This is a genomic window from Anaerococcus marasmi (genome assembly GCF_900290195.1).
GTDB classification, from domain to species: domain Bacteria; phylum Bacillota; class Clostridia; order Tissierellales; family Peptoniphilaceae; genus Anaerococcus; species Anaerococcus marasmi.
In genome coordinates, this window is record NZ_OLMF01000004.1 from 1,056,106 (window position 1) to 1,079,854 (window position 23,749).

Genomic DNA, 23,749 nt, shown 5'->3' on the forward strand with positions numbered 1-23,749 from the left:
TAGATATAGTTTATAATAATCACCTAAAAATTGAATTATCGCCTAAAACAAGGTACATTTTAGGTGATAGAGAAAGGATTAGGCGATGAGAAACTTTAACTATGAAACTCTAAAAGAAAAAAAATGGGATTTTGAGATCCTAAATTATATAGCTAATATTGAAAAATATAAGGGAAGGCAAGAAATATTCCTATCACAAAAGCCTCAAACTATAGATAATCTAGTTGAGCTAGCTATAATTCAAAGTACAAAAAGTTCTAATCAAATCGAAGGAATTAGAACTACTGATTCTAGAATAAGAGATCTTATTTCAAAAAAGATAAAACCTATAAATAGAGATGAAGAAGAAATCCTTGGATACCAAGATGTCCTAAGTATCATACATGAATCATATGAATATATCCCTGTCACTTCTGATGTTATTTTACAGCTACATAAGAATCTGTTTAAATACTCAGAAAAATCCATAGGGGGTAAGTTTAAAAATACTCAAAATTATATATCTGAAACGACACCCAATGGACAAAGTCATGTAATTTTCACTCCCTTAGGACCCTTTGAAACACCTAGAGCAATTACTATGATTTGTGATTCTTACAATAGAGAAATTGATAAAGGAGAAATCAACCCTCTCATACTAATTCCTACTTTTATACATGATTTCTTATGCATCCATCCCTTCAATGATGGGAATGGTAGAATGTCAAGATTGTTAACAACCTTACTTTTATATAAAGAAGGATATTTAATAGGTAAATATATAAGTCTTGAAGAAAAGATTGAAAAAACTAAAATCAATTACTATAAGTCATTGGAGAAAAGTGGGTATAATTGGAAAAATAATGGAGAAGACAAGACCTATTTTATAAAATATACGCTCGGAATAATAACATCTGCCTATAGGGATTTTGAGCAAAGAGTAGATATATTTGATAGAAAACAATCCGCATTCACCTTAGTCGAGAAAGCAGTTAATAGTCAGTTGGGAAAATTTACAAAATCTGATATCGCGAAACTAACTCCAACAATAAGTAGATCCTCAGTTGAAAACTCACTTAGTAAATTAGTTGAGAATGGTACTATTGAAAGATATGGCCAAGGTAGGGGAACTTATTATGTTAAAAAATGATATATTTTGGGATCTATTGCGACTTGCTTGCTCCCTTGTTTAGTTCTCTATATTAAATTTTTTGAACCTTTTTGTCCAAAAAGCTTAACACAGAGATGGTACCTATGTTTGAAGCCATCGTCTCAAAATTATCCATGTTCTTATTTATCGCATAGGTTCTTTCTTGCCTAAGGAGAACAGGCCATCAATTATTGAAACTGAATTTCAGCGATTAAGTTCTGACAAAAATATCTTTTGTTATTAGGAGTCCTCTCAGAAACTCTTTAGAGTTTCATTGCTTAAATATCTGGACCCATTTACGACTTTTCGAGACATAAATTTATCTCGGAAATGAAAAGTACAAATTTCTTTTCACGCACAAGTATAGGATTAACGAAAATCCCCTTTGCTGTGCAAACTTTCTTACTGCTAGCAGCTGATTCTCGGATAAATTGACCGAAATCAACGGTCAATTTATTACCATTCTCGCCTAGGAAAGATAGCCATCCATCTACCTTCGCATTTAGTGCTCGATATAAGGACTTAAGTAAAAACATCGCTTGCGATTCCTCTCGAAAACTCCTTTGGAGTTTTCTAGCTTAGTTTTGTACTAGCCCGTCTGGCTTTGGGAAGACCCACCACGGAGTGGTCTCGAAAATGACCGATGCAAAGCATCGGCCACCCATAATCGTGGGACTAACGAAAATCTCGTTTGCTTTGCAAACTGCCTAGCTGCTACCGCAGCTGATTTTCGGATAAATCGACCGAAATCAACGGTCGATTTATTCCCGTTCTTCTTTTCCAAACGTACGATATATCTCAAATCATTCAAAATACTAGATTCTATTTTTTTAATATCACCAAATCCACCTAATTATAGGACATTTTCAAATTTTTAGTCCCGTCCCAGTCCCAGTAGCGGATGATATATCTACTTTTAGGATAAAAATAAGCTAATAAATTTTTAAAGAATCTTATCTTCCTTATGGAATCCTTAAATTTGTATTTTATACTAAGTTTATAAAATGAAGAGGAGGTTCATTTATGGACAAATTGATATTAGAAACAAAAAATCTTACTAAAACCTTTGGTAATCAAAAAGCTGTAGATAGTATTTTTTTAAAAATAAAAGAGAATTCTATCTATGGCTTGCTAGGACCTAATGGAGCTGGTAAATCGACAACACTTAAGATGATTACTGGAATGATTCATAAAACATCTGGAGAGATTTTTTTTGAAGGTCATAAGTGGAGTCGTGAAGATTTATCAGATATTGGTGCATTGATAGAAATGCCTGCCTTGTATGAGAACTTATCAGCTAGGGAAAATTTAAAGGTAAGGACCCTTCTGTTAGGGTTGCCAGATTCCAGAATTGATGAAGTTTTGGAAATAGTAAGTTTAAAAGATACTGGTAAAAAGAAAAGTGGTCAATTTTCTTTAGGAATGAAACAAAGGCTAGGTATCGCCATTGCCTTATTAAATAATCCTAAGCTTTTGATTTTAGATGAGCCAACAAACGGACTTGATCCACTTGGAATTCAAGAATTGCGTGATTTAATAAGATCTTTCCCAGAAAAAGGAATAACTGTTATTTTGTCTAGTCATATTTTAGCAGAAGTTGAGCAAACTGCTGACCATATTGGAATTATCGATAATGGAAAATTGCAATATCAAAACATTATTAACCATGATGACAATTTAGAGGAACTTTTTATGAATGTTATAAAAAGCGAAATGGGAGTGTAAAAATGATATCTTATATTCTTGCAGAAAATTTAAAACATAAACGCACTTTTTTGAAGAAGTTATTAGTTATTATGCCAATAACTTTAATCTTACTATCACTCTTTCTTATGCCAAGTTATTTCACTACAAATTCCTATAACTGGTGGTATGTCATAATAATGCCAGCAACTTTTGCCTTAATACCAGCAATGATGGATAGAAAAGAAAGTAGAAAATTAAACTACAGAGCAGTTTTTCCTCTAAATATTAATCTCAAAAAGTTATGGGTTTCAAAAATAATCACAGCATTAATTTATATGAGTATTGCTGCTATAATTCATATGCTGGGAGTATATATTTTTCAATTTTTTATTGGAAAACAATTAACGCCGACCTATAGATTTTCAACATTACTATTTGCAAGCATATTACTAATAATTACTAATATTTGGCAAATCCCTTTTTGTTTTTTCTTAGCCAAAAAAATTGGCTTTATAGCAAGTATTGTACTCAATGCAGTATTAGGGTTAGCTTTAGGAATCTTGTTAGCTGATAGTTATTTTTGGATTTATTGTCCATATGCTTGGGCAAATAGATTAATGATTCCTGTATTGAATATTTTACCAAACGGAATATTAATAGATGCAACAAATCCCTTGGTATCAAGCACATCATTACTTATTCCTTGTATTTTATCTATAAGTCTATTTACATTACTTACAATAATAGGTGCAAAATGGTTTTCAAAACAAGAGGTAAAATAATGATAAAGATAATAAAATCAGAAATATATAAAATCAAAGGCACCTGGCTCCCTTGGATTCACATAGTTTTACCTATAGCCTATTCTTTATTATTTTATGGAGCAGCAAAAATCACTGGACTAAAAAATTATGAAGAAAGTGATATAGTACAAACTTATTTCGTACTTTTAGGGGCATCAATGCCTATAATTTTCAGTTTTATAAGTTCAAAAGTAGTTGATATGGAAATGGGTGCTGGGAAATTTCAAATGATCTTATCTACTACAAAATCTAGAACTAAGGCTTATATTGGAAAACTTATAGTATTAGAAATAGGATTTGTGCTATCTCTGACTTTGTCTATAACAATCTTTGCAATACTAACTGGATATCAAAATACTTTAGATTGGCTTATTGAATTTTTCCTAATTGTTATCAGCAGCCTTTCTCTATACTTGATTCATCTTTGGGTATCAATCCTATTAAGTAGCGGTGCATCCATTGGATTGGGTTTTCTAGAAACAATGATTGCTTCGCTGTCAATGACTGTAATTGGCGATAGTATTTGGTATTTTATACCCTGTACTTGGGGCCCTAGACTTACGGCCAGCTATATTTTGATGAGCAATTCCTCTTTTTATAAAGAGCTAAGATTATGGGGTTTTTCGGCTTTTATTATTACCTTAACCCTATTTATTTCCTCAATAATTTGGTTTAATAAGCGGGATGGAAAATCTATTAGTGAATAAAAATTTTTAATTTAAAATTATGAGGTGATAAAATGTCTTTAATTCTTGCAGTTGATGATGAGTTAGATATGCTTGATCTAATAAGAAACATTTTGAAAAAGAACAACCATGAAGTCGATGTATATCAAAATCCTTTAGACGTTGATAATAGTAAGCTTAGTAAATATGATTTGATTCTACTTGATGTTATGATGCCAGGTATTGACGGAATTAGTTTCTGTAAGGATATTCGAGCTAAAGTAGACTGCCCTATTCTTTTTTTAACAGCGAAAACTATGGAAGAAGATATAGTTGAAGGCTTATTAATTGGAGGAGATGATTACATCACAAAACCATTCGGTGCAGCAGAACTCCTAGCTCGTATAGAGGCACATTTAAGACGAGAAAAAAGAGAACGACACACTAGTCTAAATCTTGGTGAAATTCGATTTGATTTATCTTCAAATGAAGTGTTTGTAGTCGAGAAAAAAGTTCATTTGACAAAATCCGAGTATCAAATTTCAGAATTACTAGCAAGAAGAAAAGGACAAGTATTTTCAAGAGAGCAAATATACGAGCTTATCTTTGGATTTGATGGTATAGGAGATGCATCTGCAATATCAGAACATATAAAAAATATTAGGGCAAAGTTTCAAAAATATGGGAAAAATCCAATTGAAACAGTATGGGGGATCGGATATAAATGGAATTAAAATCAAAAGGTCAATCTCTTAAACATATACTTTTTAAATACTTGATAAGTATTGGGCTAGGACTAGTAATCTCTGTTGGATTAATAATGGCTTTTATATCTGCTTCTTTCCAATTTAAGTGGATATTTCCAGCAAACCATACTGAGAGTTTAATTCTTGAAAAAAGGACAGACATTGCAACTTCAAAAAATTTCGATAAATCATTACTTCCAGATAATACATCTTATCTATTTCTATCAAAAGGCGATAAAGTTATAGAAACAAATATGAATAAGAATATTAAAGATTTAGCCTTCAACTATCATAAGGGATCTGCTTATTCTAATGCCAACTTATCCTTTATGGAAATACAGAGATCAGATGGATATGTGCTTGTAGCTTATAAGCTAAAACCTTATTATAAAAGTCCTTGGATGCAAAAAAATCTACCACAAATAAATACTTTATTACTAATATTGCTGATAATATTTTGTTTTATTAGTATTATTACTATCACATTAATTTGGGCAAAGAAAATATCAAAAGAATTAAATCCATTACTAAAAGCTTCAGAAGAAATCAGGAAACAAAACTTGGATTTCCAAATAGAAAATTCAAATATTCAGGAATTTAATGCCATATTAGAAAGTTTAGAAAAAATAAAGTTAGGGTTAAGTGAATCTTTAAGAACAAATTGGAGAGAGGAAGAGAAAAAAAGAAATCAGATTTCAGCATTAAGCCATGATATAAAAACTCCAGTTTCAATTATAAAGGGAAACTCAGAATTATTAGGAGTAACCAACCTAACAGAAGAACAGGAAACATATCTTAATTATATTAGAAAAAATACAAACCGTATTAGTAAATATATAGAAACCTTAATGCTTGTTAATAAATCTAACCAAGCAAATGAATTAAACTTTACTCAAATTAGAGCAAAAGAATTTGTAGAAAACATTGAAAAACTAGCTAAAGAATTCACATCGACTTATAAGTTAAATCTTTTAGAAGATATTAACTATGATGATTATTTTTTAATAGTAGATTTAAAAAATTTTGAACGAGCCTTTCTTAATATTCTTAGTAATGCCGAGGAACACAGTCCCAAAAGCTCAACTATTGAGTTACTTATATGTTCAAAAGCTGATGAGCTTAAAATATCAATATTAGACCAAGGACATGGATTTACAGGTGAAGACCTATTATATGCTACAGATCAATTTTATCAAGGAGACAAAAGCAGGCATTCAAAAGAAAACTACGGTATAGGATTATTTGTTGCCGAACAAATTATTGAGATGCATAGCGGAAGTCTTATTTTAGAAAATAGGACTGATACAATAGGCGCAAAGGTCAGCATATTATTACCTGTCAAGAATACTCTTATATAGGGTATTCTTTTTTGTATTCATAAATTATACATGAGAATACTAAGTTTTTTCATCAGTTTTTCACTCTTAATAATGTAATCTATTGCTAAATTAAGAGTTGATTTTATAGGATGCATTTTCGTAACTGCCATACTAGCACCAGAACTTTCTTTTGATTTATAAAGAAACAGGGAATATATTTCCCATATCTCTTTTGATAATTTTTCTATTTCTTTATTCATTGAATCAATTTCATTTTTGTATATAACACCAGTTGTATTAGTAGCCTTTGCAATCTAGTTTATATTATTTGTTGCATTTGAAATTAACCATTGTAGATCTCTAAATAAATTAATCATCATAATATATAGGAAAAAAGACCGCAGCTTTTAACTACGGTCTAATTTTTGTCCTCATGTAAAGTGCTTTGAACTATTATTTTAATTACTTTTTTTTATTTCCACTACCATTTGACTAGCAGTAGCTATTTTTCATTCTCTTAGTTTGAGCACGTCACTATCATACTTGAAAATTATTCCATAATTTTCAATCCCATTCAGCGAATCAGAAAAGCCAACGCTCCTATTCGTCGCGTTGACTTTTCTTCCCTGCAGAAGGGTTTTCGCCATTTCTACTGCGCGACTTTGTCGCTTGAGAAATGATGAAAAACGTAAAAACATCGCTTGCGATTCCTCTCGAAAACTCCTTTGGAGTTTTCTCGCTTAGTTTTGTACTAGCCCGTCTGGCTTTGGGAAGATCCACCACGGATTGGTCTCGAAAATGACCGATGCAAAGCATCGGCCACCCATAAGCGTGGGACTAACGAAAATCCCGTTTGCTGCGCAAACTATCTCGCTGCTACCGCAGCTGATTTTCGGATAAATCGACCGAAATCAACGGTCGATTTATTCCCATTCAATTGTTCCAGGTGGTTTACTTGTTATATCGTAGACTATTCTTCCTACTCCGGCTACTTCGTTTATCATTCTATTAGATAGAGTTTGCATTAGATCGTATGGGAGGTTGGCTGCTTCTACTGTCATTGCGTCGGTGCTGGTTACTGCTCTTACTGCTATGACGTTTTCGTATACTCTTGCGTCTCCTTTTACTCCTACAGTCTTAATTGGGGTCCATACTGTGAAGTATTGCCAGATGTCTTCTTTTAAGCCGAAGTTTTCTACTTCTTCTCTTAGGATTGCGTCTGTTTCTCTTACTATATCTAGTTTGTCTTTGGTGATTTCACCGATTACTCTTATGGCAAGGCCTGGTCCTGGGAATGGTTGGCGCCATACCATATCATGTGGCACCCCTATTGCTTCTCCTACTGCTCTTACTTCGTCCTTGAATAGTTCTCTTAGTGGCTCTACGAGTCCTACGAAGTCCATATCTTCAGGAAGGCCTCCTACATTGTGGTGGCTTTTGATTACACTTGCCTTATCTTTACCACTTTCGATTACGTCAGGGTAGATTGTTCCTTGGACTAGGTATTTGGCTCCGCCAATTTTTTTGGCTTCTTCTTCGAATACTTCTACGAAGTGGTTGCCTATGATTTTTCTTTTTTCTTCAGGCTCTTCCACTCCCTTAAGTAGACTTAGGAATTCTTCTGATTTATCGACCATTTTTACGTTTAGACCAAGGTCCTTGTAGGTTTCCATTACAGATTTGGCTTCGTCTTTTCGGAGTAGGCCGTGGTCTACAAAGATACATTGGAGATTATCTCCTATTGCTTTTGATACGATTGTCGCTGCAACTGATGAGTCTACTCCACCTGATAGGCCGCAGATCATTTTTTCTCCAGCGTATTTTTCTTTGATTTCAGCAATTTTTGCCTTGGCAAAGTCTTTCATAGTCCATGTTTTTTCAGCTTGGGCTATGTTTATTACAAAGTTTTCTAGCATTTGTTTTCCGTACTCAGAGTGGACTACTTCTGGGTGGAATTGTACCGCATAGATTTTCTTTTCTTTGTTTTCTATACCTGCCACTGGTGCATTTAGGGTCCAAGCGATCTTCTTGAAGCCATCTGCGATTTTGTTTACTCTGTCCCTGTGGTTCATCCAGATTACAGATTCTTGAGGTACATTTTTGAAAAGCTCGCTTTTTTGGTCAACAAATAGCGGAGTTTTGCCGTATTCACCATTTTTAGGTGTTTCGACTTCTCCCTTGTAGTAGTGGTTGATGTATTGGAGTCCGTAACAGATTCCTAGCATTGGAATGTCTAGGTCAAATATTCTATCATCAGCCTTTAGTGAGTTTTTGTCGTTTACTGACTGTGGGCCGCCTGTTAGGATTATTCCTGCAACATTTTCAAGATCAATATTATCGATTTTAGTGTCGCAGTCAAATAATTCAGCGTATACTCCCATTTCTCTAACTCTTCTTACTATGAGTTGGTCGTATTGGCCGCCGAAGTTTAATACTATAATTTTATCTTTCTTCATGCCCCCTCCTTTTATTGGACGTGCTTTTTGCTCTCTTCTGGAAACTTTTCGAAGTAGTATTGGACAATATCTGTTGCAGTTTGCTCGATTGTGTTTTCTGTAACATCTATTACCTTACAATCTAGGTCCTTGAAGACTTCTTGTGCATATTCTAGCTCTCTTCTGACTCTTGTATCGTCGTAGTATATTGATTCTCCTACTATACCTAAGGACTTACTCCTTACTTCCCTGATGTTTGATAGCTTGTCTGGATCAATCACAAGACCTATGATCCTTTCAGGATCGACTTCAAATATCTCACGTGGCAATTTTATTTCTGGCACGAGAGGAAGGTTTGAGACCTTGAAGTTTTTGGTCGCAAGAATCATGGTGGTAGGAGTCTTGCTAGTCCTTGATACTCCTACTAGGACTATATCTGATAGAGGAAAGCCCCTAGGATCTTTTCCATCGTCGTATTGGATGGCGAATTCTATTGCTTCTATCATATTGAAGTAGTCCTCTGATAGGGTTCTGGTTAGGCCGATTTCTCTTACTGCCTTAAGGCCAGTCGCTTCTTCTACCTTTCTGATTCCGTAGTTTAGGATGTCTAATACTTCGATGTTTTTTTCTTTGGCTACAGCTCTTAGATGCTTGGATAAATCTTCGTTGGCTATGGTTTGAACGACTATACAGCTGCTGTTAGCCTTATCCATCACTTCGTCGATTTCTTCTGTTGTATCTATGCTTGGTTTTCTAATTAGATTTACCTTAAGGTCAGGAAATTGGCTTGTCACTGACTTGATGTAGTTTTGTGCAGTCTCTCCGGTCGAATCACTTATAAGTATTGTAGTCAATTCTTTCATTTTTTACCTTACTATTTCTTTTATATCGAGGATTTGCTCAATCCTTCTTGCTAGTTTGTTTAGCATGGCGATTCTGTTATTTTTGACTTCTTCGTCTTCTACATTGATCATGGTATTGTCTAGATAAGTATTACCTATTTCGCTAGTTTCTTTTATCCTGTTAAGCTCTGCCAAAAAGTCCGCTTCTGCACTTGGATTAAAGTCTCCAAGCTCTGTGATTTTCTCATAGAAGGATCTTTCCAAGTCATTTTCAAATAGGTCTTCTCTCACTTCAGTATCTACCTGATAATCTGAAAGATTAACTATTCTTGTAAAGTAGGATACTTGATCTTCATTATCTTCTAGGAAGCGGTCAATGCTTTTAGCTTTCTTTACGATTTTTATGATATTTAAATCGCTAGTATTAATTACAGAATTTACTGTATCATAGCTTACTCCATCGTCGATTAACTTGTTTTTGAGTCTGTCCCTAAAGAAGTCTAAGACCTTGTCCATAGCTGTATCGTAGTCGAAGGCAAGTTCGTTCTTTTCTGTATAGACTAGGAGAGCATCATTTACAAGCTTTCTTAGATCTATATCGATAGAGTTTTCTAGGAAGATATTTATAATTCCAAGACAGGCTCTTCTTAGACCGAATGGGTCTTGGCTTCCTGTTACGTATTTTTCTATAGCGTAGAGACCAACTATGGTATCCATCTTATCTGCAATAGAAAGAATGATGCCTGTGATAGTTTTTGGTAGGGCAGATCCAGAAGATCTTGGCATGTAGGATTCTTCTATAGCTGTTGCTACTCTTTCTTCCTCGCCTGACTTACTTGCATAAATTCTTCCCATAGTTCCTTGTAGTTCGGTAAATTCTACTACCATCTTAGTCACAAGGTCTGCCTTCGATAGATAGGCTGCTCTTCCTATAGGATGTGCCATATCCTCGCCAATGGCTAGGGCTTGTCTGTATCTTTCTGTAAGGTCCGTGAGCCTTTCTGTCTTAAGCTTCATATTGCCCAAGCCTTCGAAGAAGGCAAGATTTTCTAGCTCGTCTACATAGGCTTCGAGTGGCTTTTTCATGTCTATCTCGTAGAAGAACTTAGCATCTTCTAGTCTTGCAACTAGGACCTTTTTGTTTCCTTCTACTACATTTTCCTTAAATTCTTCGTCACCATTTCTTACGACTAGGAAATATGGAAGTAGATTCTTGTTCTCGTCTAGAACTGGGAAGTATCTTTGGTGGTCCTTCATAGGAGTTGTTATTACTTCTTTTGGGATTTCTAGATAGTCCTTGTCGATTCCTCCTATTAGGACAGTTGGATATTCTACTATGTTTATAACCTCATCTAGGAGGGCTTCGTCTTTCATGTACTCTCCGCCAACTTCGCTAGATAGTCTGTTAAGTCCTCTTAGGATGATGTCTTTTCTGTCCTTGTATTTTAGGATTACGTAGTTTTCCTTAAGGAGCTTTTCGTAGTTTTCTATCTTGTCAATTTCTATATGATTGGATCCAAGAGTTCTGTGGCCCTTGGTCACTCTTCCTACAGCAATTCCCTCAGCATCAAAGTCTAGGACTTCGTCATCTAGGATTGATACAAACCATCTGATTGGTCTTGCCCATCTGATGGACTTTCCTGCCCATCTCATAGATCTTGGGAAGGAAATTGACTTTACAAGTTCGTAGACATTTTCTCTTAGGACTTCAGGAACTGATTTTGACTTTTCCTTTTTTTCTACATAGATATAGTCTTCGCCCTTGAATTCTCTGATTACTACATCAGATATGTCCGCTCCTTGACCCTTTAGGAAACCTAAAAGAGGCTTCTTTGGCTCGCCGCCTTCGTCATAGGCGATCTTCACACTTGGTCCTTTGACAGATACGGTCTTTTCTGTAAGGTCTGCCTCTACACCCGTTAACAAGATAGCAAATCTTCTTGGAGTTGACTCTACTGAGATAGACTCGCAAGTTAATTTGTTTTCTTCGATTAGTTTCTTAAATTTATCTTCTAATTGTCTTTTGGTGTTTTTGACATAATCAGAAGGTATCTCTTCTACTCCGATTTCTAATAAGTAATTACTCATCATTATCCTTTCTTAGAAGAGGGTAGCCTAACTCTTCTCTTTTCTCGATAAACTTGTGGGCTACCTTTCTTGATACGTCTCTTACCCTTTTGATATAGTGGCTTCTCTCAGAAACTGATATGGCCCCCTTGGCATCTAGGGTGTTAAAGGCATGGCTTGTCTTTAAGACATTGTCGTAGGCAGGAATGCATAGACCTAGATCAATTAGTCTGTTGGCTTCTTTTTCATAAATATTAAACAATTCTTCTAGGACTTCGTTGTCTGCATCTTCGAAGGAATATTTTGAATTCTCGTATTCGGCTAGGCCAAAGATATCTCTGTAAGTTAAATCCTTGGACCACTTAATATCAAATACATTATCCACTCCTGATAGATACATAAAGATTCTTTCAAGACCAATGGTAATCTCACCACTTTCGATCTCGCAGTTTATGCCTCCGACTTGTTGGAAATAAGTAAATTGTGTAATCTCCATTCCATCAAGCCATACTTCCCAACCGAGTCCCCAGGCTCCTAGGGTTGGACTTTCCCAGTTGTCTTCGACAAATCTTATGTCGTGCTCTCTTGGGTTGATGCCGATTGCTTCCAAGCATTCTAGGTAAAGCTCTTGGATATTGTCTGGGGTTGGCTTTAGGAGAATTTGCATTTGGTGGTGTTGGTAGAGCCTGTTTGGGTTCTGCCCGTATCTACCATCTGCTGGCCTTCTTGATGGCTCCACATAGCACACCTTCCAAGGCTCAGGACCTAGGGCACGCAAAAATGTATTGGGATTCATAGTTCCTGCTCCCTTTTCCGTATCGTAAGGAAGCATTACCGAACATCCCTCATTCTTCCAAAACTCTTCAAGTTTCATTATTAAATCTTCAAAGTACATTCTAATTCCTTTCGCTTAATCTCTTATAGACCCAATCCATAGAAGAAAACTTCTTGATATCAAGGCTAATTAAGCAATAATCTATTATTAATCTCGCTACTTTCTCATAATCAGGGCTAGGGCTGAGCTCACTAAGCTCGTCTGATTTTGTATATAATAACTTCATAAAATACAAGAGGTCATCTCTGGTAAGGTAAATCACATCGCCCGCCTCCTTCTTGTGCTCTTCGCATATGAGGGAGGCTTCTCTGATAGAAAAGTAGCCTGTCGCCTTATCTATAATTCTACCGCAAATGCCGCAAGTAGAAAAGTTAGGCTTAAGACCTGAAAATGATATATATTTGATCAAAAATCCCAAAAATATATTAAGATAGCCAGATCGAGCCTCCTCCAAGGCCCTAAAGCTTGTATCAAGGAGCTTAAAGACTGTATCCTTCTGGCTTGTATCGATAGTCTTTAGGAGCAAATCACACATGGCTGACTTGTAGAGGATGATGTCGAAGTTCTTGGCACTTTTCTTGTAGGATTCTACTAGGTAGCCGTCTCTTATGCCGTAGAAGTCTCCCTTCATCTTGTACAAGGATAAGTTTACCTTCATAAATCTTCCTGTCAAAGAAAGAAGGCCGGAGTTTTTTCTGTAAACTCCCTTGGCCATGATAGAAATTCTTCCGAGCTTGTCAGTAAATACTTCTATGATTTTGCTAGTCTCCTGATAGTTAAACTCTCTTAAGATAAAGCCTGTCACATCATTAAGCTCACTTGTAGCCAAAGCGGTCCACCAACTTCTCTTTCTTTCTCCGGTCCTTTTCTACCTTAACCCACAATTGTAGGTTGACCTTACTCGATAGAAATTTCTCTATTTCCTTTCTCGCATCCATTCCGATCCTCTTTATCATCTGGCCATTTTTGCCGATAACAATCTCCTTGTGGCTATTTTTCTCCACCACAATTGTAGCCCTTATATCTATTAGCTTATTGTTAGATCTTTCCTTAAAGTCGTCAATCCTAACAGCCACGCCGTGAGGGACTTCGTTTGATAGGTTTCTAAGAGCCTTCTCCCTTATGATCTCTCCTACGATAAATCTCTCGCTCTTATCTGTAATCATGTCCCTATCGTAGTAGGCTGGACCAAAGTCAAGCATTTCCTTAATAGTGTCTAAGAAAACATCAATATTTTTCCCCTCTAGGGCTGATATTTCTATAATCCTATCGAAATCGTAAGATCTAAAATTCTCTCTGATATGGGCTAGTCTCTCCCTATCTGTAAGATCGGTCTTGTTTATTAGAAGAATCTTGGGTAGCTTAATTTTTTCCAGCATTTCTAGGATTTCCCCGTCAATCCTTCCAATTTCCTCCGAATCATCCACAACCATGGTGATGATGTCAGATTCCTTGAGGCTTTCTTCTGAGAAGGTCAAAAGTCTTTCTTGAAGCTTGTTTCTAGGAGTTTGGATTCCTGGTGTATCAAGAAAGATAATTTGACTTTCATCATCGTTATATATAATTTGTATCTTATCTCTGGTAGTTTGGGGCTTGTTTGAGATTATAGAGATCTTCTCGCCTATAATCTTCTCCATTAGGGTTGATTTGCCAACATTGGCCCTTCCTACAACAGAGACGAATCCTGATTTTATCATTGTAAATCCTTTTTGCCGAAACTGTGTGGAAGAAGGTCTTCCAAAGTGTAGGTCTTATAATCGTCTAGGGAGTTTGCTATTACGATCTGCGTATCCTCATCAAAAAACTCCGCCATAAATTGCCTGCAGACTCCGCAAGGATATGTATCTGTCGAATCTCCCGTGATAACTATTGTATCAAATTCTCTAAAACCCTTGGAGATTGCCCCAGCAAGGGCAGATCTTTCCGCACAGAGTGTCGGTGAGTAGGAGGCGTTTTCGATGTTTACTCCCTCAAAAACTTCTCCTTCCTTAGTTAGGACAACTGCCGAAACCCTAAAGTGTGAATAAGGAGAGTAAGATTTTTCCTTATTGTCTAGGGCAAGTTTTATTAATTTATCTAAATCTTTCATGAAAATATCCCAAATATTGCAAAGGCCACGCTTATACCAAGTATGGCTCCCCTAATTATCTCCTTTGTCGAATGAATATCTGCCTCGTATCTGGATTCTGCAACTATAAGGGCGAGTAAGACCATAAGGATCATTACCATGGGATTGTCCACGAGGAGGATTCCTATGGTCGCAAGGCCAAATGATACGGAAGTGTGTCCGCTCACAAAGCCTCCCCTAAAGGCAGTTCCGTGACCCTCGTAGAAAATTCCCTTAAGGAATATGGTTATGATTATGATTAGAGAAATCGAAATTACCGCCAAATGGCTCGGTCTTCTCGCAATCCTCAAGATTACTGAATCGTAGAAGTTAAGGAACTTATCGAAAAATATCATATAGCCCACAAAAAGCGCATTGAGGGCTGCTACGAAGGTAGCCGCTGCAGATACGTCTTTGGCGGACTTGGCAAGAGATAGCCACCTGCCGTCAGCTGCTATATCGACAGCGTTCTCAAGGGCTGTATTTACAAGCTCTAGGGCTATGACTGATGATATGGCAAAGATTAGAAACATCATCTCAATCCTAGAAATATTGAAAAACAAGCTTGCCACAAAGACTATGGCGCAAGCTAAAAGATGAAATTTCATGTTTTTTTCGTGATTAATAGCAAAGACTAGGCCCTCGTAGGCATAGTCGAAGCCTTTGAGAAACTTCTGCCCGTGGCTAAGGTTCTCCTTGGTATAGATCTTCCCGTATTCCACGTTGGCGTATCTTTGCTCAAGTCTTAGCTCTTCCTTGATTTCTTCCTTAAGCTCGTCTCTAAATTCTAGAAACTTTTCATCTTCCTTATTTGCTTCTTCCTTTTCCTTCTCGTAGTCGTTTTTGTCCATATGGTCAAAGTTCTCGTGATCGTCGTTCTTGAAGACTCTAAGATTTCTCATGACTTCCTTCTCACGACGACGCATCTCTCTTTTCTCGTCTTCTTCCATATGATCGTAGCCTAAAAGATGGAGGGTGGAGTGGCAGGTCAGATACATGATTTCGCGCCTTAGAGAATGGCCAAACTCCATAGCCTGGTCTTTGGCAACATCCAGACATATTACTATATCTCCCAGCATCTTATCAGCGTCTGGTAAGTCTATCGTATCATCTAGGGGGAAGGATAGGACATCTGTTGGCCTATCCACATCCCTAAATTCCCTATTTAGCCTATGAATTTCCTCCCTGTCGACAAAGGTGATGGAAACTTCGTAGTCTTCGCCCAATCCTTCAGTCTTTAGGACTTCCTTGACAGTTCTTTCTAGGTCAGCATCCATTTCTATTTTTTCTTCTGTATTGTTTTCAATTAAAAGATGCATAAGCCTTCCTATTCTTTCTTGCTATTAGCTTCCTTTTCTTTTTTCTCAGCCATCCTTCTCGCATCTTCCTTATCGTAGGCATCGATTATCCTTTGGACAAGAGGATGTCTTACTACGTCTATAGAAGAAAATTCCATAAAGGCAATTCCTTCTACATTCCTAAGAATATGCTCTGCCGCCCTTATCCCGCTTTTCTTGCCGCGAGGAAGGTCGACTTGGGTCTTATCTCCTGTGATTATGGCCTTGGAACCAAAGCCAAGTCTTGTAAGAAACATCTTCATCTGCTCGTAGGTCGTATTTTGGGCCTCATCCAAGATCACAAAGGACCTATCGAGTGTCCTACCTCTCATGTAGGCAAGGGGAGCGACTTCTATAAGGCCCTTTTCTACGAGATTTTGATAAGTGTCAAAGCCTAAAATATCAAAGAGTCCATCGTAGAGTGGTCTTAGATATGGGTCTACCTTATCTTGTAGGTCTCCTGGAAGAAAACCAAGGCTTTCTCCTGCTTCGACAGCCGGACGAGTGAGTATTATCCTATCCACTTCTCCAGCCTTGAAGGCTCTAACTGCCATAGCTACTGCAAGGTAGGTCTTTCCTGTTCCTGCTGGTCCTATACCAAAGACGACATCATTGTTTCTGATCTTTTCAATATAAGACCTTTGTCCCAAAGTCTTTGGCTTGATTGGCTTGCCATCAGCCCTTGTGACTATCACATCACCCAAAAGCCCCTTAATCACGTCTTTGTTTTCTCTTTCGAGCATGTCTGCATGATACTTGATCTTTTGAAAGTCAAGAGACTCGCCCTTACTTATAAGAGTAAGGAGTTGTTCTAAGAGATCTTTGGTAAGCTTAGTATTAAGCTCTTCTCCCTTAATCTCCAGGTCATTATCCTTAACCTTAATCTTAGTATCAAATCTTTCTTCTATATATTTTCTGTTTTTGTCAAAACTCCCAAACAAGCTAATAACTTGGTCAGGGTTTTCTATTGCTAATAATTCTATGATATCAATCCTCCATTAAGAATATTATACTATTTATTGTTACAAATATGTTGAAATTTCTGAAATTTAAAAAAACTTCTATATAAAATAAAAGTTTATTAAATAAAGGCTCTGTCTGAGGAAGGACCCTAGTTTCCAATTGAAAGTTACAATGAGCGGAAGTACTCCCTTATCTCTAATGGTCCTGGCCACAATGGACTAAGTGAATTGATGGCAGGTGCCGGACTGTCGGGCTTCGATTTTTGAAGAAAATCGAATAGTGGGACTTATTTGAAAAATAAGTCCCAAGAACTCGAAGAGTTCACAATCGAGGATTTTCGAGATGAAGGTCAAGCCCTGCTATCCTCCATGAGCAGGACGGGCTTATCCTCTTTATCCGCAAAAACGCCTATTGTAGCTACAACCCCTTATCTCGAGCGGAGCGAAGCGGAGTCGAGAGATCTCTGTTTAATTTTCATAAATCAAGTAGCCTATTAAAGAAGAATAATTATCCTCAAGGCAGTAGTAAGAAAGCAAGCCCTAGAGCTTGCATCCTACTTTCTCTTAGAGACAGGCTTACCCAGAATTTCTGAGTAGATCAAGGCCTTTCTAAGAGTCCTTCTTTTATTTTTAACTTTATCTTCTTCGTAGAGCTTTTCTTTTTTTCTCTTTGCCCTACTTTCTTCTATTCTTCTTTCAGCTGCTGGGTCTCCCTCTTCCTTTTTTATTCTGAAGTCTTCTTTGGGGAGCTTTCCTTGCTTTTGCTTAGTATTATTCGAAACTTTTTTCTTTATCTTTTTCTTATCAGATCCAAACATCTCGCCTACAGGCTCATCCATATATTCGTTTAGGAGCTCGTTAGTCTTTTTGATCCACTCATCAAAGGATGGTTTAGGACTTTTACCAGTATCTTTTTTCTTTGGAAAGATTCTAGACATCTAGATCAGCCCCATCTTCTCCAGAAATGGACTCGCGCATCTTGGTGTCGGCATTTACATTTTTGATATTGTAATAATCCATCACGCCGAGATTGCCCTCTTCGAAGGCCTTGGCTATAGCTGTTGGAATCTTACTTTCTGCTTCAACTACCTTGGCCCTGTTTTCTTGCTCAAGGGCGATAGCTTGGGCACGTCTTTCTTCAGCCTTGGCTTGGGCGATATTCTTATCTGCCTCTGCTTGGTCTCTTTGAAGTTGAGCGCCGACGTTTCTTCCGACATCAACATCTGCTATATCAATTGATAAAATCTCGAAGGCGGTTCCGCTATCAAGCCCTTTCATAAGGACTGTTTGGGAAATATTGTCAGGATTCTCTAGAACTTGGGCGTGAGAATTAGATGAACCTACTGTAGTTACAATACCTTCTCCAACCCTGGCTATGATAGTCTCTTCACCTGCACCACCTACTAGTCTTTCGATATTAGCCCTAACAGTAACCTTGGCTATAACCTTAACCTCGATTCCGTTTTTGGCAACAGCGGCGATTACTGGTGTGTTGATTACCTTTGGTGTAACAGAAACTTGAACAGCTTCGAATACATTACGTCCTGCAAGGTCAATAGCTGCGGCTTGCTCAAAAGAAAGATCGATGTTTGCTCTTTCTGCTGCAATTAGCGCATCAACAACTTGGTTGATGTTTCCTCCTGCCAGATAGTGACTTTCCAAATCATTGGTAGAAATTTGGATCCCTGCTTGGTGGGACTTAATCATTGCATTTACAATCTTTGATGGAGAAAGTCTCCTAAAACGCATAGCGACAAGGGCTGGCATTGAAATATTTACTCCAGAAAATCTAGCAGTTATCCAAAGTCCAACCGGAACCATGGTGAAAAACAACACCAATAAAACGACAATTATGCCTAAAATTACAAAATTCATCATATCTCCTTTACCACAATGTGGCCATCTTTTACACTAACAACTTCAATCTTACAGAGGGATTTTATAAATTCCCCCTGGCTAGTAGCATCGTAATAATTACCATCGATTTCAATTCTTCCAGTAGGTCTTAGAATCGACCTACTAGTTCCAGTCTTACCAACTAGATGAGAATAATCAGCTTTCGAATTGTAGCCTCTTTCCTTGCTATTTACACTTTTTAGTATTCCCTTATCGAAAATGTTGGCCCTAAAACCAAGTGTCACATAGACGGTCACACTTATAACAATAGCAAGAGTCGCAGCCACAAGAAGGATCACTTCTCTGCCATCCATCATAAAAGAATTGTATAGGGATAATCCAACTAGGACAAGCCCGCAAATTCCAATAAGGCCAAAACTAGGAATAAAAATCTCAAGAGCCAAGAGAGTAATCCCTGCCACAAAAGAAATCAAAGGCCAGACTTCAGCAATCGGATGTCTTGAATTAGTAAAATAAAAGACCCCCAAAAAGGCCAAAGCACTAATAGCAAAAAAAGCCTTCTTCTCAGTAAACAAAACCGAAATCAAGCTTACAACAGCCAGCACAAAACTTAAGCCAATAACAAGTTCAAACATCATACATTTTCCTTTCTGCTCTTAGTATAATTATCATATAAATTGAAGGAAAAATCAAGAAAAAGGGGGAGGAAGATATTTTTTAAAATATCTATCACTAAAAATGTTTTGATATTGGAATATCTGGATATTAGAGTATTTCTCTAAGCAGGGTTGAACCCTTCGAACCCAAGGGGACAGGCTAAGGAATCCGTAAATTATTTAAAATAATTTATATTAAAATTTTTAAGAATAATATATCTGGGTAATTAAAATTCATTTCTTATGAAGGTGTCCCTTCGAACCTCTGGGAGACAACCTCTTGGGGCTTTCCGCATGCCCCATCCGGTTTTCTCCCAGGCCCTCTTTTCCACTCAACCCCGCGGGCGGCCTCGGCAGGGGCCAATAAAGGGAAGAAGTTCGCTCCGCGAATTCCTCTTAAGTATTGGGGTAGGCTTTCATATAGAAAGCCTTATTGAAGAAAAATGTAGGCTTGCATAGGCAAGCCTTTTTTAGTACAAATAAAAAACATGATACGCTTTGCGAAAGCAAAGCTTTCTGCTTTAATTCTTCATAAGCGAGAAGCATGTATAATCAGAGTGAGCGTTAAGAAAATTTATCTGTTTGAGCGAAGCGAGTTATAAATTTTTAGCGAATGATGATTAGAAATTCCTAGCTACTAAACAAATTAAAACGAAGGGTTCCGCCTACTAAAAAAGATTGGCGTTAGCCAATCAACTGGTTTCGCACTCCGCTAAGGAGCAGAGGGGGTGAGGGGAAAAGGGGTTCTAGGGGAAAGACTGGAGGGGGCCTCTGCCGCCCCCTTAGGCTGTCCCCTAGAGAACGAAGTCATTAACTTAATTATTAAAATAACTAGATTGTTCAGATAAACTATATCTAAAAATATTTTTAGTTTTAGGATATTTTTAAAAAAATCTCTAAAAAAGCCCCCTTTTGTAAAAGGGAGGCTTTCCTGTATCATTAGTTATTTTGAACTTGATCTAGAATTTCTCTTGCACTTTCTATAACTTCGTTTGAGTGGTCGATTAGGGCTTGGATTTCGTCTTCCCTTCCTTCGATTGCTTCTGGAGCTTCTGTTTGAAGGATTTCTAGGGCTCTCATTGTTACTCTTGAATCAAAGATTGATTGTTCAAGTTCAGCTATTGCTTCTTCTTTTGTTTGAGCACCTTCTGAGTCTTCCTTATCTTCCTTGGCTTCTTTATCCTCTGCTTTTTCGTCATCAGCAGTTTCTTCTTTATCAGAAGCTTCTTTATCGTCAGTCTTTTCTTCTTTAGAATCTGATTTATCAGCCTTATCTGACTTGTCGGCATCTTTGTTGTCTTTGTCTTTGTCTTTATCTTTTTCTTCAGCTTCTTTGTCGTCTGCTTTTTCTTCTGTTTCTTTTGAGTCAGCGCTTTCTGTTACTTCTGTTTCGTTTTTGCTATCATCAGCAGTATTTTTGTTTTCGCTCATGTTGTTGCATGATGCTAGTGATAAAGATAGTAAAAGTCCTGCTAGAACTACTTTGTTTTTAATTTTCATAATATCTCTCCTTTTTATCCTTATTTATTCTTTTTTCTTGTAAATATTAGAGCGATCGCTGCAACTACAGCAACTCCTCCAACCACTGGAAGGATTGCATCTACACCTGTCCTAACCTTACCCTTAGATTTCTTGCTTGATGTTACAACCTTCTTTGTTGTTTTTTTCTTAGCATCTTCTTTGGCCTTAGGACTATCCTTTTCTGGTTCTTTTGGATTTAATTTAGCGTCAAATTCTTCTTTCAATTCATTAATATCATCAATGGTCTTGGAATTATCTGACTTAAATTCTTCTAATTTTTCCTTGTATTCTTTCTTTAATTCCTTCAAAGATTTTTCAGTCAAGCTGTCTGTTTTAGCTTGATCAATATATTTTTCTAAGGATTCAATCTCAGCGTTAAACTTAGAATAGTAATCTGTAATATCAGTCTTTGCTTTTTTTACTTTATCAAGGTTTTCCTTAGTCTTATCTTCCTTGAGGGCGTCATAAGCATCGCCGTATGCCTTTTGTAGTTCTGCTGTTGCTCTTAGATATTCGTTACTTTTAATGAAGTCACCGTGTTTTTCTATTACAGATTCGATTTCCTTTTCCTCTTCTGTAGAAACTTTTACACTGAGGGCATTCTTTGCTTTTTCCATCTTAGTCTTGGCAGCTTCTAGCTCTTCAAGTGTAGTATACTTTTTGTTTTTAAAATCTTCTAGAGCTTTGTCATAAGCTTTTTTCTTCTCATCAGAAGCATTTTTATAGATATCAGAACTTTTTACTTCTTCGTATTCTTTTAATAGCTTTTCATATTCAGAATCAAGATCTGAGCCCTTTTCTTCTTCCTCATTGACCAGACTCTTAGCTTCAGCTACTGCAGCATCGTAGTTTTCTAAAGCTTTAGATACTTTATTAGAATCAGTCACATCACTTTCGATAAGTGCCAATAGAGCATCTTTTGCATCAAGATATTTTTTTACTGAATTTTTTTCAGACTCAATATTTCTTGCTTCAACTTTTTTAAGATTTTCTTCTGTGAAATCAGTCGCTCTATCAAAATCAATTTTTACTAGAGCTTCAAGCTTGTAGTCGAAAACATCCTTGTCAGATAATTCATTGAATTTATTACTTGGGAAGCCCTTCATATCATCGATTGCCTTTTCTTCTTCCTTGCTTAGGGCAATTTTTTCTTCTTCTATGTTTTCCCTTTTAGAAACTTCCTCTATAACCTTCTTAAGCTCTTCTGTTTTTTCTGAAATACTCTTAGCTTGAGATTCAATATCATCATAAACCACAAGTGAATTAGCTAGTACTTCTTTTAATCCAGAATCTTTTTTGATCTCTAAAAGTTTACTAGCCTTATCAATTTGTTTTTTAAGCTCAGTTCTCGCATCTCTTGCACTATAGACTCTATATCCAAGCTTAGAAACTGCCTTATAATAGTTACTTTCTACTTCTTCTTTTTCGCTATCATCTTCTAGTGATTTAAGCTCTTTTCCATCAGCTTCTTTTATTGCCTTTTTAAAAGCTTCTAGAGCTTTTCCATGTTCTACTATCTCTGCGTCAGTAGCAAGTTTTATAGCATTACTCTTACCAAGTTCTGATTCATAAGCATCGATTTTAGCAAGAAGCTCATTCTTTCTTTCTTCAAGATTTTTATCTTCTTTTTCGTCATCTTTATCCTTATCGTCAGATTTTCCATCACCAGAAGTAACAGGTTCATTCTGAATAATATCCCCTGTTTCAAGACTATCATCTGATGATTGTCCATCTTTAGTAGTTTGACCTTCTTTTTTCTCTGCATCTTTATTTGCACCTTCAGATTCATCAGCTTTAGGACTTGCATCAGGTGCTTGAGTACCTTCTGTTCCTCCAACTTCAGATGCTGCTTCCTCAGCATAAGCAAGGTTATTTAATTTTAAATTATAATTATGGCTAGTCTGCACAGGACCTAAGCCAAGGGCCAGTAAAAGTACAGCTGCCCCTAGTTTTCTCTTATTCATTATATCTCCTATTAATTTTCTACATTATATATAAATTATATAGCTTTCTAAGATAGATGTCAAAAGGACTTGTAGTTTATAAGGGACTCCCTTATTATCCCCAGAGGGAAAGAGGTAGATATTTTGAAATATCTTTTACTAAAGATGTTTTTAATATAGTTATCTGAATAATCTAGTTAATATTATAATTAAGTTAATATCTTCGTTCTCTAGGGGACAGCCTAAGGGGGCGGCAGAGGCCCCCTCCAGTCTTTCCCCTAGAACCCCTTTTCCCCTCACCCCCTCTGCTCCTTAGCGGAGTGCGAAACTAGATGATTGGCTTACGCCAATCTTTTTTAGTAGGCAGAACCCTTCGTTTTAGTTTATCTTAAGGCTGGGGATTCCTAATCATCATTCGCTAAAAATTTATAACTCGCTTCGCTCAAACAAATAAATTTTCTTAACGCTCACTCTGATTATACATGCTGCCCGGTAAATGTTATTTGTAAGATATACTAAAGAATATATTGTATCTTTATCTAAATAAATAAGAAAAATTCTTCCTAGCTACGCTAGATCAGAATTATATAAATATGTAATTTTTAAAATAAAATATGATACGCTTTTCGAAAGCAAAGCTTACCCCTTCCCTTCCCCTGTGGACGAGTAGAAATGTCTAATCAAGTCTCTCGTTAAGAAAATCGATTTGTTTGAGCGTTAGCGAGTTATCGATTTTTAGAGAGACGGAGATTATACATTGTTAAATACAAGAAATAGTCAAGCGAAGGGATCCCCCTACCAACAAAGATTTGCGTAGCAAATCGACCTTTTCCGCACTC

General features: G+C 36.8%; 20 protein-coding genes and 1 pseudogene. 6 read left to right on the forward strand and 15 right to left on the reverse strand.

The window, feature by feature from the left end:
• Nucleotides 1-85 precede the first annotated feature (85 nt).
• From C7D97_RS05530 to C7D97_RS05565, 6 genes are all read left to right on the forward strand, one after another.
• Nucleotides 86-1,129 carry a Fic family protein gene (locus C7D97_RS05530; protein WP_105301099.1) on the forward strand — a complete coding sequence of 348 codons (1,044 nt, stop codon included), beginning with the start codon at nucleotides 86-88 and terminating at the stop codon, nucleotides 1,127-1,129.
• A 1,023-nt stretch (nucleotides 1,130-2,152) separates the two neighbouring features.
• Nucleotides 2,153-2,854: a lantibiotic protection ABC transporter ATP-binding protein gene (locus C7D97_RS05545; RefSeq protein ID WP_105301102.1), complete on the forward strand. Its 702-nt coding sequence runs from the start codon at nucleotides 2,153-2,155 to the stop codon at nucleotides 2,852-2,854.
• A gap of 2 nt (nucleotides 2,855-2,856) precedes the next feature.
• Complete coding sequence (locus C7D97_RS05550) at nucleotides 2,857-3,597, forward strand: lantibiotic immunity ABC transporter MutE/EpiE family permease subunit (protein ID WP_105301103.1); 741 nt, start codon at nucleotides 2,857-2,859, stop codon at nucleotides 3,595-3,597.
• Complete coding sequence (locus C7D97_RS05555; protein WP_105301104.1) at nucleotides 3,597-4,325, forward strand: lantibiotic immunity ABC transporter MutG family permease subunit; 729 nt, start codon at nucleotides 3,597-3,599, stop codon at nucleotides 4,323-4,325. The genes C7D97_RS05550 and C7D97_RS05555 overlap by 1 nt, the downstream gene beginning before the upstream one ends.
• A 32-nt stretch (nucleotides 4,326-4,357) precedes the next feature.
• A complete protein-coding gene (locus C7D97_RS05560; protein WP_105301105.1) occupies nucleotides 4,358-5,017 on the forward strand; it encodes a response regulator transcription factor in 660 nt (219 codons plus the stop codon).
• Complete coding sequence (locus C7D97_RS05565) at nucleotides 5,008-6,387, forward strand: sensor histidine kinase (protein WP_105301106.1); 1,380 nt, start codon at nucleotides 5,008-5,010, stop codon at nucleotides 6,385-6,387. The genes C7D97_RS05560 and C7D97_RS05565 overlap by 10 nt, the downstream gene beginning before the upstream one ends.
• 137 nt (nucleotides 6,388-6,524) lie before the next feature.
• On the opposite strand, the pseudogene C7D97_RS05570 reads toward C7D97_RS05565, so the two are convergent.
• The 15 genes and pseudogenes from C7D97_RS05570 to C7D97_RS05650 all read right to left on the reverse strand — a co-directional run.
• A pseudogene (locus C7D97_RS05570) lies at nucleotides 6,525-6,713 on the reverse strand (MobC domain-containing protein); the annotation flags it as partial.
• A 558-nt stretch (nucleotides 6,714-7,271) separates the two neighbouring features.
• A complete protein-coding gene (gene guaA, locus C7D97_RS05580) occupies nucleotides 7,272-8,804 on the reverse strand; it encodes a glutamine-hydrolyzing GMP synthase (RefSeq protein WP_105301108.1) in 1,533 nt (510 codons plus the stop codon).
• An 11-nt stretch (nucleotides 8,805-8,815) separates the two neighbouring features.
• Entirely contained in the window at nucleotides 8,816-9,646 is an 831-nt protein-coding gene (locus C7D97_RS05585; protein WP_105301109.1) for a pyruvate, water dikinase regulatory protein, read from the reverse strand.
• A 3-nt stretch (nucleotides 9,647-9,649) separates the two neighbouring features.
• The gene (gene glyS, locus C7D97_RS05590; RefSeq protein WP_105301110.1) at nucleotides 9,650-11,713 is read right to left on the reverse strand and encodes a glycine--tRNA ligase subunit beta; all 2,064 of its coding nucleotides are present in this window, start codon (nucleotides 11,711-11,713) and stop codon (nucleotides 9,650-9,652) included.
• Nucleotides 11,706-12,587: a glycine--tRNA ligase subunit alpha gene (gene glyQ, locus C7D97_RS05595; RefSeq protein WP_105301111.1), complete on the reverse strand. Its 882-nt coding sequence runs from the start codon at nucleotides 12,585-12,587 to the stop codon at nucleotides 11,706-11,708. The genes glyS and glyQ overlap by 8 nt, the downstream gene beginning before the upstream one ends.
• Before the next feature lies 1 nt (nucleotide 12,588).
• Nucleotides 12,589-13,356: a DNA repair protein RecO gene (gene recO, locus C7D97_RS05600; protein WP_105301112.1), complete on the reverse strand. Its 768-nt coding sequence runs from the start codon at nucleotides 13,354-13,356 to the stop codon at nucleotides 12,589-12,591.
• Entirely contained in the window at nucleotides 13,343-14,224 is an 882-nt protein-coding gene (gene era, locus C7D97_RS05605; RefSeq protein WP_105301113.1) for a GTPase Era, read from the reverse strand. The genes recO and era overlap by 14 nt, the downstream gene beginning before the upstream one ends.
• The gene (gene cdd / locus C7D97_RS05610) at nucleotides 14,221-14,616 is read right to left on the reverse strand and encodes a cytidine deaminase (protein ID WP_105301114.1); all 396 of its coding nucleotides are present in this window, start codon (nucleotides 14,614-14,616) and stop codon (nucleotides 14,221-14,223) included. The genes era and cdd overlap by 4 nt, the downstream gene beginning before the upstream one ends.
• The gene (gene ybeY, locus C7D97_RS05615) at nucleotides 14,613-15,953 is read right to left on the reverse strand and encodes an rRNA maturation RNase YbeY (RefSeq protein WP_105301115.1); all 1,341 of its coding nucleotides are present in this window, start codon (nucleotides 15,951-15,953) and stop codon (nucleotides 14,613-14,615) included. Before ybeY ends, cdd begins: the two co-directional genes overlap by 4 nt.
• An 8-nt stretch (nucleotides 15,954-15,961) precedes the next feature.
• Nucleotides 15,962-16,918: a PhoH family protein gene (locus tag C7D97_RS05620; RefSeq protein ID WP_105301116.1), complete on the reverse strand. Its 957-nt coding sequence runs from the start codon at nucleotides 16,916-16,918 to the stop codon at nucleotides 15,962-15,964.
• Between the two features lie 569 nt (nucleotides 16,919-17,487).
• Nucleotides 17,488-17,871 (reverse strand): hypothetical protein, encoded by a 384-nt coding sequence (locus C7D97_RS05625; RefSeq protein WP_105301117.1) that lies wholly within the window; start codon nucleotides 17,869-17,871, stop codon nucleotides 17,488-17,490.
• Nucleotides 17,864-18,808 (reverse strand): flotillin-like protein FloA, encoded by a 945-nt coding sequence (gene floA / locus C7D97_RS05630; protein ID WP_105301118.1) that lies wholly within the window; start codon nucleotides 18,806-18,808, stop codon nucleotides 17,864-17,866. Before floA ends, C7D97_RS05625 begins: the two co-directional genes overlap by 8 nt.
• Nucleotides 18,808-19,428 (reverse strand): NfeD family protein, encoded by a 621-nt coding sequence (locus C7D97_RS05635; RefSeq protein WP_105301119.1) that lies wholly within the window; start codon nucleotides 19,426-19,428, stop codon nucleotides 18,808-18,810. The genes floA and C7D97_RS05635 overlap by 1 nt, the downstream gene beginning before the upstream one ends.
• A gap of 957 nt (nucleotides 19,429-20,385) precedes the next feature.
• Nucleotides 20,386-20,946, reverse strand: a complete 561-nt coding sequence (locus C7D97_RS05645; RefSeq protein WP_105301121.1) for an RNA-binding protein — start codon at nucleotides 20,944-20,946, stop codon at nucleotides 20,386-20,388.
• 20 nt (nucleotides 20,947-20,966) lie between these two features.
• Complete coding sequence (locus C7D97_RS05650; RefSeq protein WP_105301122.1) at nucleotides 20,967-22,931, reverse strand: hypothetical protein; 1,965 nt, start codon at nucleotides 22,929-22,931, stop codon at nucleotides 20,967-20,969.
• Between the last annotated feature and the right edge of the window lie 818 nt (nucleotides 22,932-23,749).